The organism is Acinetobacter sp. CIP A162, from assembly GCF_000367905.1.
In the GTDB taxonomy this organism is placed as follows: Bacteria; Pseudomonadota; Gammaproteobacteria; order Pseudomonadales; family Moraxellaceae; genus Acinetobacter; species Acinetobacter lwoffii.
This window is the reverse complement of the sequence record NZ_KB849159.1, coordinates 273840-288063: the sequence shown is the minus strand read 5'-3', so window position 1 is coordinate 288063 and position 14224 is coordinate 273840. Positions and strand designations below refer to the sequence as shown.

Below are 14224 nucleotides of genomic sequence, written 5' to 3'. Positions count from 1 at the left end.
ATGACAATTTCATAAAAAAAAGCCCAAATAATTGGGCTTTCTCTTCAAATCATCAATTAAGGTAATTCTGCATAGCGCATATAGCGCTGAATCATCCGTTTACGCGCATTTAATGCAGAGGAATTGCGATGATCCTGAAAGTATTTCGGATTGGTGAGAATGGCCGCGAGAAAGATGGCTTGATCCCGGGTCAGACTTTGCGCGGTTTTACCAAAATAATGCTTGGCCGCCGCTTCAACGCCGTAAATATTGTCCCCGAACTCGATCGAGTTTAAATAGACTTCCAGAATCCGTTCTTTCGACCACATGCGTTCCATCATCCAGGTTGCGACTGCTTCCTGACCTTTACGCACAAAGGAACGCTTGTTGACGAGGAACAGGTTTTTCGCCAATTGCTGGGAGATTGTCGAACCACCGGCCACTACACGGCCCTGATTTCTGTTTTTATTCAGCGCAGTTTGAATTCCGTCCCAGTCAAAACCATGGTGATGAATAAATTTTCCATCTTCCGCAGTGACGATGGCACGTTTCAGATTCAGGCTGATTTCGTCATAGGGACGCCACTGATGCTGAATCGCTTTGGAAGGTTCTGTCCAGTAATCAATCCGCATCATCATGGTGGTGTTCACCGGATTGGTTCGCCACCAGGCCAGACTGGCAAAGATCCACAATTGAACCAGCAGAATCACACTGACGATGACGAGCATCGTGCGGATCAGAAAGGCTTTCATGTCAGTGCGTTACTCCTGAAAATTTAATTTTTCGTGTTAAGCTTATTCGAAATATACAATCACAGCAAAAAAATAGCATGTCTGAATACTCTCCCCCTGTCGAACATCACAAACTTGAAATGCATCTCTGGTGGATCACCGCCATTTTAATCGGGATCAATGTTGGATTATTTGGCTGGCAAGCCATGCATGGCATGGATGTTAACCAGCCGAGTACCCGAGACGCTATTCTCTGGGGTGCCGATTATGCACCTTTAACCTATTTAGCGGAACCCATGCGCTTGTTTAGCAGCATATTTTTTCATTTTGGCCTGATTCACCTGATGTTGAATATGTGGGCCTTGTATATTTTTGGTAGTGTTGCCGAACAGCTGTTTGGCCGGATGTATTTTATTGGCCTGTATGTGTGTGCCGGATTAATGGGCAGCCTGCTCAGTGGCTATATGAACATTCAGGACAGCTATAGCCTGATCGAAGGCGGTGTGGCCAATCCCGATTTATTGCCTGCGGTCAGTGCCGGCGCATCTGGTGCCGTGATGGGACTCGGTGCTTCACTCACGGTGCTGGCTTTATTGCCAATGCTGCCACAGCAACGTTTTATTCTGGATAAAAAAACCCTGGTGATGGTGATGGGTCTAAACCTCACGCTGGGCTTTATGATCAGTGGAATCAACAATGCCGCACATATTGGCGGCATGCTGATGGGGGCTTTTCTCACCTTGCTCTGGTACATCGGGCAAAAAATGCAGCGTAGCCACCTGTTCAATCTGATTGCCTTGATTGTCGGGTTCGGCCTTTGTGTGCTGCTTTATCAACATAACTTGGCCTTACTCGAACCCATTCGCCCACTGTGGCAAGAGATTCTGGAAATGATGCAACAGCAACTAAAACTTTAACTCTCAGCCAGTTTAAAAATCACGGAGATGAATCTTATTGATTCATCTCACGCAAGCTTTGTAAGGGTGGAATCTCTGACAGATAACTCAGGCGATAACGGCCAATCAGCGCACATAAAGAGGTCATAAAGATCGGCAGGATAATCCAGATTTCCCAATGCGGCTGAATCATTAAATCCATTTTATAACTGGCAATCGCACTGATCACTTCGGCAAACAGGCAGGAAACTATTCCGGCAAACAGCCCAATAAAACCAATTTCCAGACTCATCATGGTTTTCAGTTTCTGCTTGGAACTACCGAATGATCGTAGCAAAGCCACTTCACGTTTGCGTTCATCCATCAACAGGTTCAGACAGGCCATCAGCACCAGAAAACCGGAAATGCTGACCAGTACCGCCAGAATCGTCACGATTTGCACCAGCACATTCACAATGCGTTTGATCTCTTCCAGAATCAGGCTGACATCAATAAAGACCGTGTTGGAAAATTGCTGGATCACAGGGACCAGTTTGCCTTTATCTGTTTCCGGGACATAAAAACTGCCCAGATAACTGCCGGCATTGGCATCCATGCTATTCGGTGCAAAGATAAAGAAGAAATTCGGGCTAAAACTTTCCCATTCGACGGTTCTTAGATTAACGACTTTAGCTTCCAGTATCCCTTCTGGCAGACTGAAACTGAGTTTATCTCCGATCTTGATCCCTAGCTCTTCCGCAGTATTGGCTTCGACCGATACGGTGCCGACTTGTTTTAATACCGCGTCACCACTGACAATCACATTATCTTGTGGATAGCTATTTGACTGGGTCAGATTCAGCTCACGTCTTAAAGTATTGCTACTTTTAACCAACTCTTCGGCAAATGGCTGATCATTTTTGGCGACCAGACGCCCACGGACATTTGGATATAGCGGTGTGCTTTTCCAGCCATTCTGCTCAAGTTGGGCTTTGAGATCCGGCATATCAAAAGGCGGTAAGCCATAAACAAACTGGTTCGGCGTACCTTCCGGTAACTGTTGCTGCCAACGATCTAGCAGATCGGTACGCAAGACGGCCAATACTGTAATCAGGCTCAAGCCCAAGGCTAAAGCCGTAATCTGCAAGGCGGTCTGAGAAGGCGTGCGTACATAGGCTGACAGATTCAGCTTCATATTCCGCAGCAGTTTCAACACCCCCCATACCGTCAGATACAGCACTGCACATAACACAATAATCGCGCCAATCACCCAGGCGGTCAGCAACAGATTTTCAGTCAAAATCACACTAAAAACAATCAGGCTGAGCGTTCCGGTCAGCAGCATCCACAGCATGGATTGTACTGATTTTTCCTGCTGGCGAATGACCCGAATCGGTGGCGTATTTAGCAATTGCAACAAGCTTGGCATGACAAAACCGAGTAGCACTACGGCACTGGTCAGCATGGCGACCGGCAAAGGCCCGAGCAACATCGCGATGGCCGAAAACTCAATCTGCAAATTTGGAATCAGCTGCAACATCAATTGCAACAGTCCATAACCCAGACTGATCCCGACCACGGTACCAATTAGCATCGCAATTAACAGCACCATCCCGAGTAAAGCCAGATAAGCCGACAGAATCTGCTGCTTGGTGGCGCCAATACAACGCATCAAGGCAATATGATCCTGATTCTGCTGTACATAACGCTGCGCGGTTAAAGCAATGGCAATCCCACATAATAGAATGGTCAGAATATTGGCCAGTTGCAGGAAAGTGTCCAGATTAGCAATCGGCTTCATCAAGCGGGTATTGCCTTCACTGGCATTGCGTAACCTGAGACTGCTTTGCTCCTCAAACTCCTGCCCTTGTACTTCCGCTGGCGTTTCAGCTGAGGCGTTTGCTGACTTGACCTGCTGCTTGAACAGGGCTTCATATTGTTGGGTATCATCCGGACGGCCAGCCATAAGTAGGCGATATTCAATCCGGCTCCCCACCTGAATGGCATTGGTTCGTGCGACATCTGCCTGAGAAATAATTACGGTCGGTGAAAAACCGGAAAATCCAAGCTCCTGATTGGAGTCTTGTTCAATCTTGGCAGTAACTTTAAATGCTGCATCGGCAATATTGAGCTGATCGCCCAGTTTGACTTTGAGCAAATCCATGGCTCGTGGACTAAGCCAGATTTCACCAGACTGAATCGACTTTTTTGCCGGTTGCACCCGCAGTTCACCACGCAAAGGAAAAGCCTGATCGATGGCTTTGACATTGACCATGACAAACTGCGCATCGGTATAGGCCATACTGCTAAAGAAAGTGACTTCTGACTGCTTTAAATCCAGCTGCTTGGCCTGATCACGCCACTGCTTTGGCAAAAGCTCATTATCTGAAAGCACCAGATCACCGGCCAGCATTTCTGCTGCCTGCAAGGCAACTGCATTTTGGATCTGTTCATTGCTAAATTTGAGTGCAGTGGTCGCACTGATCGCCAGTGTTAAGGCAATAATCAGTAGATAAATCCCGGTCGTTTTAAAGCTTTGCGTCAGTAAAGGACGAAATAATGGATTCATTTCATCCTCCATTCGGATGTTCAATCAGCTCGCCATTCAGCAGTTCAAAATGCCGCTGACACTGCTGCGCCAATTTGCGGTCATGCGTGACCAGCACCAAAGTTGTTCCCAGTTCCCGGTTCAGTTGAAATAGCAGTTGTTCAATTTCTCTGGCTGTTTCACCATCGAGATTGCCCGTAGGTTCATCGGCAAAAATGATTTTTGGTTCACTGACCAGTGCGCGTGCAATCGCCACACGTTGCTGTTCTCCCCCGGACAATACTTTTGGGGTTTGCTGCGCCTGTCGATCCAGACCGACCTTATGTAGTAATGCCAACGCCTTTTGCTCAGCTTCTGCATATTTAAAGCCGGGCTGCAGGCGCAGTGGCAGCATTACATTTTCAAGTGCAGTCAGGTGCGGTAAGAGCTGAAAAGACTGAAAGACAAATCCGATATTTCTTAAACGTACCAGCGCACGTTGTTCTTCATTCAAGTTAGACACTGATTCGCCACAGACCAGAAGCTGACCTGAACTTGCCTGATCCAGTGTCGCCAGAATACCCAGTAATGTGGATTTTCCGGAACCGGAACGACCGGTAATAGCCACTTGTTCTCCGGCCTGAATATCCAGATCAAGATCCTCAAAAATGGTGAGTTGTTTTTGTGAAAGTTGTATCTTTTGTGTCAATTTCTGGGCAGAAATAATAGCCTGTGGCATGATGGTCGAATCGTTGCTGCTTTGAATCATACGTGTCCTATATGAAAGATCTTAATCAGAAAACTCGGCTATTGCCTTACTTTTTTTTTCTCAGTCTGTGCCTATTACCTCTTGGGGTTTCAGCAAAGACGATTATGATTTTAGGTGATAGTTTAAGTGCAGGTTATGGTATCCAGCCCCAGCAAGGTTGGGTACATTTATTACAAAAGCGTTTAGAGCAACAGTATCCGAAACAGCATAAAGTGGTCAATGCAAGTGTCAGTGGCGAAACCACCAGCGGAGCACTGGCCAGACTGCCTAAACTGTTACAGACGCATCGTCCAGACCTTGTGGTGATTGAGTTAGGTGGCAATGATGGCTTACGTGGACAACCACCGCAAATGATTCAAAAAAATTTAGCCAGCCTGATTCAGCAGAGCCAGAAAGCCAAAGCCAAGGTTATTGTATTTGGTATGAAAATGCCGCCTAACTACGGTCAGGCCTATAGCAAAGCTTTTGAAAATAATTATAAAGTGGTCAGTCAGCAATATAAGGTGAAGTTATTGCCCTTCTTTATGCAAGGTGTAGCCGGCAACAAAACCCTGATGCAAAAGGATCTGATTCATCCAAATGCTAAAGCACAGACGATCCTGTTAAATAATGCTTATCCATATATTAAAGGCGCTTTATAAAGCGCCTTTAACTTATTTTAGAATGTATTTAGATGAATCGTGATTAGAAATCGAAGAATGTCACTTCACCAGTTTCCAGTGAATATTCAGCACCGACGACTTTTAATTTTCCTTGTCCAATCAGGTTTTCCAGAACGGCTGAACCATGACGCAACTGATTCACCGAAGCAAATACATTGGAACGTACCGCATGCTTGGATAATTTTGCCAAGTCGTTTTTCAGTTCAGTTTGCATTAAGGTTTCAACTGAAGGACGTACGCGGTTCACAATCGACATCAGGTTTGCCGATGGCGGGCAATCCGGACACATTAAAGTATCAATAGTGGCTTTAATCGCACCACAGTGACTGTGACCTAACACCACCACAATCGCGCAATCATAACGTGCCGCGGCAAATTCAACACTGCCGACCTGTGAAGGTGCAACAATATTACCTGCAACACGAATCACAAAAAGGTCACCGAGACCCTGATCAAAAACCATTTCGGCTGGAACGCGCGAATCTGAACATCCCAAAACAATCGCAAACGGATTCTGATCCTCTGCCATTTCTGCGCGCTGTTGGTGGCTAAGTTGTTTTGGATGCGTGGTATCGCCACTGACAAAACGTTGGTTACCCTGTCTAAGACGTTCTAAAGCTTCTTGAGCTGTGAGCATTCTTTTCTATCACCGATGGTTTTAGTTGCAATATCTTACTGCCAGTTTTTTTGAATGTCACTTGCAAAAAATCTTAGCTGATTAAATTTTTAGCATTTATCTAATTTCATTTCTGCAGGGAATTTATGCGCAATACATCACATTTTCCAGTCATTTAATGCAATCTAGCAAAAAACTAATGGGTGACAAGCGCAAGGATTGATTTAAAATAGGGTGAAGAATAATGTTTTTATTTGAATGAAAATTGCAAATTTATAACATGGAAGTATTTTAATTGAGCAATTTGCTCACTGGGTTTGTTTTGGGGAATGGCCAATGAAGAAAATAATAAAATTGCGCTCGAAAATGATTTGTTCAGCCGTGGTTGCCTTAAGCATGGCATTACCGGGCCTGACACATGCTCAAATACTGTTTAGCCAGAAAAATGAAACATCTGCCAAAGTCTTGCAGCAGCATCTGTTGCAGGAACGCAGCCTTGCCGGTCTCAAATCCAAGACCCTCAAAATTGGCGAGGTCACCTGGAGCTATAGCGAAGGCGGCGCCAAGAACAAACCATCCATTCTACTGATTCATGGTCTGGCCGGCACGCGCGACAACTGGAACCGGGTTGCCCAGTTTCTGACGCCCTATTATCATGTCATTATTCCGGATCTGCCGAGCAACGGCGACACCAAAGTTCCGGACAATTTTGATGTTTCTGTGCCCAATGTGACCTCGCAACTGCGTCTATTTATTGAAACCTTAAATGTGGATGAGAATTTACATATTGCCGGACATTCCTTGGGCGGCTCGATTGCTACGGTGTATGCCTCTCAATACCCTTTCGATACGCAAAGCCTGTTTTTAATCAATAGCGCTGGCCTCTACAAAATGGGGAATACGTCCTATACCAAAGACCCACAGGCCTTAAAAGATCTCATCGTCAGCAAGCCCGGTGATCTGCAAGATGTTTCCAAACAGCTGATGCAGAACCCGCCGGTGATTCCTTATCAGTTACGACATGCACAGGAAAAACTGCTGATTTCACGCGCTGAACAAACCAGTAAATCGATTGATCAGGTGGTGATGCTAAACCGGATTTATACACCGGAAACCTTTGCTCGCCTGACCCGCACGGTAGAAGCACCGACCTTGATTTTGTGGGGCAGACAGGATCGGATCATTAATGTCGAAGTAGTTAAAGAACTGCATGCCCTGCTGAAACGTGCCGAAAAACCGGTGATTTTAAACAATGTCGGGCATATGCCGATTCTGGAAGCAGAAAAACAGGTCGCACAACATTATTTGCCTTTTCTGGCCAAGACGCAGACCCTAAAAAACCCGCTTGCTGATAAACTCATTCCTTTAAATTAAGTTTCAGAGATGCTATGCAGAAACACCCGATGATTGAGCAGTTGATCGATGCTCAACTTGATTTTCTCGATCAGGCATTTTCTCAATCTGAAACGATTCAAAGCGAGTTTCATGCATTTTATTTGTGGCTGCGTAAACAGACGCTAAAAGAGCTGTGGAGCTGTGAACTGATCAATCAGCTTTTACAAAAACAGATTCTGGGTACTGTAGCCAGCAGCTTTCTGATTGAACAGATTGCCGAGCATATCCGTTTTGCATTGGTGCATCCGGCCAATGATACCACCACGATTGCCGATCTGATTCCAGTCCTGACCGTCGATAAAATCGCCCAGTATGTGGCCAGCAAAAGTGGCCATCGTCAGCGTCTGATTAAAACCGTCGTGAATAATCCGGCATTTTCAGCCATGATTACCCAATTGATCCAGCATTCCATTCAGGATTATATGGATAACTCCATGATTGCCAAAAGCGTGCCCGGGGTTTCCCGCTTTATGAAAATGGGCAAATCCGTTCTGGAAAATGTCACCGATACCAACCTCGATAGCACCATTGCACGTTATCTGCAAAAAAACATTCTAAAGCTCAGCCAGATGAGTGAGCATGTGCTGAACCAGCATTTTGACGACGAGAAACTCTATCATTTTCAGGCCAATCTCTGGCATAAAATCAAAGATATGCCAGTATCAGTCTTAAAGAATTATATTGAACTTCAGGATCTGAATCAGACGGTCGGCTTAGGTCATGACATCTGGGATCACATACGCCAGACTGACTATCTGTGGCAGCAGTTACATGACGGAATTCATACCTGGTATGTCCGCAATCAGGAACATACTTTTGATCAGTTATTACGTGATCTGAATATTGATGAAGCTTTAATTCAGAATGAATTGCAGCATCTGCTCAGCCCGGTAATCCAGCAGATGGTTTCTCAAGGCCATTTACGTGAACGCGCACGCAAATATCTGGAACAATTTTATTACCATGCAGATACTTTAAAAATTCTTAAGATTTAAATAAAAAGCCGCTTAAAGCGGCTTTTTTATATTGTCATTTGCTTAGAATTTTGCATTCAGGCTGATACCGTAACGACGGCCATCTAACAATTGATCACCATCAATATCTTCAGCTTTTTCATCCAGTAGGTTATAGACACCAAATTTACCTGTTAGATTCGGACTGAATTTATAGTTAAAGCCGACATCTACAAATTGGTAACCTGGATTTGGCTGAGCGATAGAAGTACGGCTCAGGTATGCAGAGGTTTCAGAACGATGGTGCAAGCGGCTCCAGACGTTTAATGCATCATTTAGCTCATAATTCACGCCAATATTAAACATGTGTTCTGGCATCTGGTTCAGTGGCTGTCCTTTAAAAGCACCTGACTTAAACTCTGAATCAGTATAGGTATAGTTTGCCGTCAATGTTGTGTAGTCATTCAGACTGGCTTCTACGGTTGCTTCTACACCACGAATTTCTGCTTCATCCACGTTGATCCGTTCACTAATAAAGTAGAATGGAATATCTCCTTCGAAGCATTTCCAATTCTGCCAGTTATTACGGTTTGTTGTGGTGCCATCAGTATCGGTTTCACAGGCACGAACTTCCGTAATACGATCTTCATATTTAGTGATAAAGCCAGTCAGCGATGTATTGATATAATCATTTTTCCAGTTGAAACCCAATTCAGTAGATACACTTGATTCAGGTTCTAAATCTGGATTAGCACGGATGATGCCACGACCTGTTGCTAAGGGTGCACCACCACCACCTGTAACACTATAGAATCCATCTGTTGCTGCACGAATATCAGGCTGCTTATACCCTGTGGCCACACCGCCTTTTACCACAAAGTTATCATTTATAGAATAGACTCCATAGAGGCGTGGCGATAAATGACCGCTATAGTTTTCATCATGGTCATAACGTAGACCGGCGGTTAAATCGAAGCGATCCGTAATACTCCAGGTGTCTTCAAAGAAAGCGGCAGCAGACCAACGTGTTAATTCACTAAATTCAGGTGCATTAGGATTACGGTTAGTCGCTTTATCGACCAGTTTTTCATCTTTAAGATATCCCCCGAATGACAGCGTATGATCACCTAAGGCTAAGTTCCATTGACTATTGGCTGTCCAAGTATCCAGGGTAATCCCTTTGGTGCCGAGTTCCGTATTTCCACGATCCGGATTTTTTGAATTTTCATATTGAATATAAGATGAACTGTCCAAGTTATCGCTATAACGGCCATTATGGGTTAATGAATAAACATTACGATAATTACGCGAGAATGAATCTGCAGCACCTTGAGCAGGTGCTACCGTTTCCCCTACAGACGTAGTTGATTCCTGCTGCACGAAATTGGCTTCAACTTGTACATCATGATCATCATTAATGGCATAGGTCAGACGTGAATTTAAGCTTTCACGTTCTGTGCCACGAAAACCGCCCACATAACGGTCTTCATTACGTTCCTGCTTATTGACTGCCAGCTGCAAGCCCAGCTTGTCTGCAATCAAAGGACCCGCAAGATATGCAGAAGCATTTTTGATATCACCTGAACGGCTACTGTCCTGAATGATGGTTCCTAATTCAACATTGCCAGACCATTCATCAGACACTTTTTTGGTAATGATATTGACTACCCCGCCCATAGCATCCGTACCATACAGTGTAGAAGCTGGACCACGAATAATTTCAATACGTTCGATGGCGGCAAGTGGTGGCAGAATATTTTTCTCAAAACCGCCATCATCCCCATTCGGGTTCACATCCTTGCCATATTGACGCTTACCATCGACCAGAAACAAGGTGTAGTTTGAACTCATGCCTCGAATACTGATGGTCTGTGCAGAACCCGAACCCGAAACCACGACCCCAGGCGTATTACGCAGCACATCAGTAATGTCGTTATATTCACGTTTATCCAATTCTCCACGATCAATCACAGTAATGGAAGCAGGTGCTTTAGCCAAATCTTGCTCATAACCTGTTGCAGTCACCACAATCGTTTGTAACTTGGTCGTCTCAGACTGCAATACGCCTTCTTTTTCTTCAGTAACTTGGTCTTGTGCTTGTACTGAAACAGTCATTGCTGTGAATACGGCAAAAGCTAAAGTTGTTTTTAAGAATGGCTTATTCATACCTTGTGCGCCCCAATATTTATGAAGAGATCATGTTTATTCGGTTGCGAAGTGTAACAGCTTTCCACTTAAATACAATTGCTATTGATAATTATTATCATTAATATTCAATATATTTTAAGCCAGATATAAAAAAACCTCGAACTGTCGAGGTTTTTTAAAATGCGATAAATAAACTGTTATATGGAACAGCTTATTTCATATACGCACCTTCAGACTGACTATGATCCGTTTCATCAACGACATGCATTAATTCAGGTACATGCTGTTTTAATGTGGTTTCTACGCCTTGTTTCAAGGTGATATCAATCGCTGAACAACCCTGGCAACCACCACCAAATTTAAGTACAGCGGTTAAACCTTTTTCAGGGTCTTCTTTGACTTCAACCAGTGCACAGTTACCGCCATGGCCTGCTAGGCCCGGGTTAATTTCAGACTGCAATACATAGGTAATACGCTCTTCTACCGATGCATCTGGCCCTACGCGTGGCACTTTAGAGTTCGGCGCACGGAAAGTCAACTGACCACCAAAACGGTCTTTGTTGTAGTCAATCACGGCATCGAGTAAATACGGAATAGATGGCGAGTCGATAAAAGCAGGGAAATCAGGATATTCCTGCTTATAATCTGTCGGTACAACTTCATCAGGTGCACTATAGGCCATGCAACATTCAGCGCGAGGAGTACCCGGATGCTCTACAAAAACACGCACACCAATACCCGGGGTGTTCTGTTTATCCAGTAGATCCTTTAAATACTCTTGTGCTGTTGGTGTAATCAATAAGTTGGGAATTTCACCAACAACTGGAGTGCTGCTGTTCTCAGTCGACATAACAATAATTTCCTCAAGCTCAAGCGGCCATTTTAACTGAAGATGCGGGGTAATTTTTAAAAATCAACTAAAATTGTCGGATTTATTATAAAAGTACAACTTTAGCTCAATTTTAATGGCATGATAATTGGCAAATAGGCACCATTAGAATCATTTATATGCTTGATTTACCTTTTAATCATACCGTGACCATTATTCTGATCACCTGTATTGTGTCATTTATTGCTTTCTCCAAAGAGACGGTGATGAATCGCCTGATTTTCTGGCCGCCGGCACTGCAACGTGGACAATACGACCGCTTTATTACGCATGGCTTTATCCATGCGGATGGTGCACATCTGTTGTTCAACATGATTACCCTGTTCTTTTTTGGCAGCGTGATTGAAAGCTTTTATCGTCAATATCTGTATGACCTGGGTTTTATCCTGTTTTACCTTGGTGGTCTGATCGCAGCCATTCTGCCAAGTTACCTAAAGCATAAAAATGATGCGCGCTGGGCCAGTTTAGGTGCTTCCGGTGCAGTGTCGGCTGTGCTGTTTGCCTATATTCTGTTTGAACCTTGGAAGTTGATCTTTGTGTTCTTCATTCCGGTTCCTGCCATTATTTTTGCTGTGCTGTACGTAGCCTATAGCATCTGGTCAGGCAAAAAAGGCAATAGCAATATTAATCACAGCGCGCATTTATGGGGAGCGGCTTACGGGGTAGTCATGACGATTATTCTGGAGCCACGCCTGATTCCGCATTTCCTGAATAAACTGATGCAGGTTCCGTTTTAATCAGTTTTTTAAATACTGAAGGAATAAAGCTACATATGAGTTAAGCCTCATATTTCTGCTGAAAACGAATAAGAGAGCTGCTGCTCCCTTATTAGTTTGAAACATCTGGTAATATATTAGAAAGTGATGATGTCACTTAATGCCAATCTTGGACTGAATTTTGCAGCGATAATATATACATCTGTATATTAATTACTATCATTCTCGAGATATTTTGCATGTCCACTACACCAGACGGTCTTCAATTTCCTCTTCAGTCTCAGCAACAAAAACCAAGTAGCTCTAAAGCAGGGCGCGCAATCATCGCGGCAGCGCTAGCCAATGTCGATTCACGCAGTTCTCAACAGGCACAATCAGAAAAAAACTGGCGCAAACAATATACTGTGCATTTTAAGCAGCTGGTCGAGCAAGGATTAAGTTCCCCTGAATCCAGCTTGAAAATTGCCGAAGATGGATTGGCAAAAGCACATCAGACTTTTGAATTTTACCGTGATGGTCAAAAGTATGTATTACAAGATGCTTTAACTCTGCCCGCGGGTCAGTTGCATACCTTCAAGCTGACAGGTAATAGCAAATCGGCACCAGAATGGTATGTGCCTTACCACGGTCAAAAGCTGCAAGGTGACGCCTTATTGGAGCAGATTGAGCACTGGGAAAGCCAAGGCATCGTGGAAACCAGTCATGCCAATGCCCTGCGTGAATGTGTGGTGCATCCTGAATGGTTTGATCTTTCCGATCGGACCACGGTGCTGTTTGGTGCCGCATCGGAAGCCGGCCCTTTGACCTGGCTGGCGAAATGGAAAGCCAATATTGTAGCGATTGATCTGCCGAATACCAGGGTATGGGGCAAGATTGTTGATACCATCAGCCAAGGCAATGCCACGCTGTATGCACCTTGTACTGAAGACCTGCCTGCTGATACTTCACTTGATATTTTAAAAGAAAAACTGGGCGCGAATTTGCTAACCCAGATTCCTGAAATTGCCAAATGGTTATTACAGTTCAAGCAGGATCTGGATCTGGCTGCAATTGCTTATCTTGATGGTGAAAAGCATGTCCGCGTCTCTATGGCGATGGATGCCATCATGCAGCATGTCAGCCAGCAAAAAGCCAATACCAGCCTGATGTACATGTGTACGCCGACCGATGTGTATGCGGTGCCGAGTGAAGTGATTGAAGCGTCAAAAGTAAAATATACTGAACGCTCCAAGGCACAGGCAATCATCTCCAAAGGTGTTTCCACTTTAAGCCGCAAACATTTTTTCCAGAAAAATGCGCATGAACTGATTCAGTCTGGTGATCAGGCATATGGCATTTGTGACTGTCTAGTAGTTGAACAAGGCCCGAACTATGCGCTGGCAAAACGTATCCAGCAATGGCGTGCCACCTTGGCTCGCGCTCAAGGCCAACGGGTCAGTATCAATATTGCGCCTTCGACGACCACCTATTCCGTGACCAAGAATCCGCTATTAAAAGCCGCATTTAACGGTGCCAGCCTGTTTGATGTTGAAGCTTTCGCGCCTGAAACCACCAATGCGATTATGGCGGCACTATGGATTCATGATCTGCGTAATCCGGAATCGGTGGCCAATCCTGAAGTAAAACTCAACCATCCGCTTGAATTGATGATGCATGGCGCGAATCATGGTGGTTTGTGGCGGGTTGCTTATCTGGCGCGTACTGCATTGCCTTTTGCTGCGCTGTATGGTTTTGCAACGGAGAAGTTGCCAAAAGGATTATTAAGTAAGTTGAAGAAGTAATTTAGTTCCTTCTTTCGAGACTTCTTCTACGTTAGATAAACTTTTATTTAATGTTTATCCCCTCACCCCAGCCCTCTCCCAAAGGGAGAGGGAGCTTCCCCAATGGATTCAAATGAGTATTAAGCATCTAAAGAAACGTTTTTTAATAAAATGAATACTATTCAAATTAAACTCGCTTTATTT

Annotated in this window: 12 protein-coding genes; 6 read left to right on the top strand and 6 right to left on the bottom strand. The window is 44.5% G+C overall.

Annotated features, from left to right (window positions below):
- Window positions 1-56: 56 nt before the first annotated feature.
- Window positions 57-731 (bottom strand): monofunctional biosynthetic peptidoglycan transglycosylase, encoded by a 675-nt coding sequence (mtgA, locus tag F995_RS07635; protein WP_004279409.1) that lies wholly within the window; start codon window positions 729-731, stop codon window positions 57-59.
- A 77-nt stretch (window positions 732-808) separates the two neighbouring features.
- On the opposite strand from mtgA, the gene F995_RS07630 reads away from it, so the two are divergent.
- Window positions 809-1627, top strand: a complete 819-nt coding sequence (locus tag F995_RS07630; RefSeq protein ID WP_004646268.1) for a rhomboid family intramembrane serine protease — start codon at window positions 809-811, stop codon at window positions 1625-1627.
- Window positions 1628-1661: 34 nt separating this feature from the next.
- On the opposite strand, the gene F995_RS07625 is transcribed toward F995_RS07630, so the two are convergent.
- Window positions 1662-4154, bottom strand: coding sequence for an ABC transporter permease (locus F995_RS07625; protein ID WP_004646267.1), 2493 nt, complete (start codon window positions 4152-4154; stop codon window positions 1662-1664).
- A 1-nt stretch (window position 4155) separates the two neighbouring features.
- Window positions 4156-4881, bottom strand: a complete 726-nt coding sequence (locus F995_RS07620; RefSeq protein ID WP_004646266.1) for an ABC transporter ATP-binding protein — start codon at window positions 4879-4881, stop codon at window positions 4156-4158.
- Between the two features lie 11 nt (window positions 4882-4892).
- Here F995_RS07620 and F995_RS07615 point away from each other — a divergent pair, with 11 nt between their 5' ends.
- Entirely contained in the window at window positions 4893-5522 is a 630-nt protein-coding gene (locus F995_RS07615; RefSeq protein WP_004646265.1) for an arylesterase, read from the top strand.
- A 43-nt stretch (window positions 5523-5565) separates the two neighbouring features.
- Here the strand turns inward: F995_RS07615 and F995_RS07610 are convergent, their stop codons facing one another.
- A complete protein-coding gene (locus F995_RS07610) occupies window positions 5566-6180 on the bottom strand; it encodes a carbonic anhydrase (RefSeq protein ID WP_004646264.1) in 615 nt (204 codons plus the stop codon).
- Window positions 6181-6495: 315 nt separating this feature from the next.
- On the opposite strand from F995_RS07610, the gene F995_RS07605 reads away from it, so the two are divergent.
- Window positions 6496-7533 (top strand): alpha/beta fold hydrolase, encoded by a 1038-nt coding sequence (locus F995_RS07605; protein WP_004646263.1) that lies wholly within the window; start codon window positions 6496-6498, stop codon window positions 7531-7533.
- Window positions 7534-7547: 14 nt separating this feature from the next.
- Window positions 7548-8549 (top strand): hypothetical protein, encoded by a 1002-nt coding sequence (locus F995_RS07600; RefSeq protein WP_004646261.1) that lies wholly within the window; start codon window positions 7548-7550, stop codon window positions 8547-8549.
- A gap of 42 nt (window positions 8550-8591) precedes the next feature.
- Here the strand turns inward: F995_RS07600 and F995_RS07595 are convergent, their stop codons facing one another.
- Both F995_RS07595 and nfuA read right to left on the bottom strand, forming a co-directional pair.
- Window positions 8592-10673, bottom strand: coding sequence for a TonB-dependent receptor domain-containing protein (locus F995_RS07595; RefSeq protein ID WP_004646260.1), 2082 nt, complete (start codon window positions 10671-10673; stop codon window positions 8592-8594).
- A gap of 193 nt (window positions 10674-10866) precedes the next feature.
- Window positions 10867-11505, bottom strand: coding sequence for a Fe-S biogenesis protein NfuA (nfuA, locus tag F995_RS07590; RefSeq protein ID WP_004279400.1), 639 nt, complete (start codon window positions 11503-11505; stop codon window positions 10867-10869).
- A 158-nt stretch (window positions 11506-11663) separates the two neighbouring features.
- On the opposite strand from nfuA, the gene F995_RS07585 reads away from it, so the two are divergent.
- Together F995_RS07585 and F995_RS07580 are read left to right on the top strand one after the other, a co-directional pair.
- Window positions 11664-12281 carry a rhomboid family intramembrane serine protease gene (locus tag F995_RS07585; RefSeq protein WP_004646259.1) on the top strand — a complete coding sequence of 206 codons (618 nt, stop codon included), beginning with the start codon at window positions 11664-11666 and terminating at the stop codon, window positions 12279-12281.
- 218 nt (window positions 12282-12499) lie between these two features.
- Entirely contained in the window at window positions 12500-14041 is a 1542-nt protein-coding gene (locus F995_RS07580; RefSeq protein WP_004646258.1) for a hypothetical protein, read from the top strand.
- Window positions 14042-14224: the final 183 nt, after the last annotated feature.

Coding starts and splice junctions, on each gene's coding strand:
- F995_RS07610 (WP_004646264.1), bottom strand. CDS start 6,180: ATGCTCACAGCTCAAGAAGCTTTAGAACGTCTTAGACAGGGTAACCAA.
- F995_RS07625 (WP_004646267.1), bottom strand. CDS start 4,154: ATGAATCCATTATTTCGTCCTTTACTGACGCAAAGCTTTAAAACGACC.
- F995_RS07630 (WP_004646268.1), top strand. CDS start 809: ATGTCTGAATACTCTCCCCCTGTCGAACATCACAAACTTGAAATGCAT.
- mtgA (WP_004279409.1), bottom strand. CDS start 731: ATGAAAGCCTTTCTGATCCGCACGATGCTCGTCATCGTCAGTGTGATT.
- F995_RS07595 (WP_004646260.1), bottom strand. CDS start 10,673: ATGAATAAGCCATTCTTAAAAACAACTTTAGCTTTTGCCGTATTCACA.
- F995_RS07620 (WP_004646266.1), bottom strand. CDS start 4,881: ATGATTCAAAGCAGCAACGATTCGACCATCATGCCACAGGCTATTATT.
- F995_RS07585 (WP_004646259.1), top strand. CDS start 11,664: ATGCTTGATTTACCTTTTAATCATACCGTGACCATTATTCTGATCACC.
- F995_RS07605 (WP_004646263.1), top strand. CDS start 6,496: ATGAAGAAAATAATAAAATTGCGCTCGAAAATGATTTGTTCAGCCGTG.
- F995_RS07600 (WP_004646261.1), top strand. CDS start 7,548: ATGCAGAAACACCCGATGATTGAGCAGTTGATCGATGCTCAACTTGAT.
- F995_RS07615 (WP_004646265.1), top strand. CDS start 4,893: ATGAAAGATCTTAATCAGAAAACTCGGCTATTGCCTTACTTTTTTTTT.
- F995_RS07580 (WP_004646258.1), top strand. CDS start 12,500: ATGTCCACTACACCAGACGGTCTTCAATTTCCTCTTCAGTCTCAGCAA.
- nfuA (WP_004279400.1), bottom strand. CDS start 11,505: ATGTCGACTGAGAACAGCAGCACTCCAGTTGTTGGTGAAATTCCCAAC.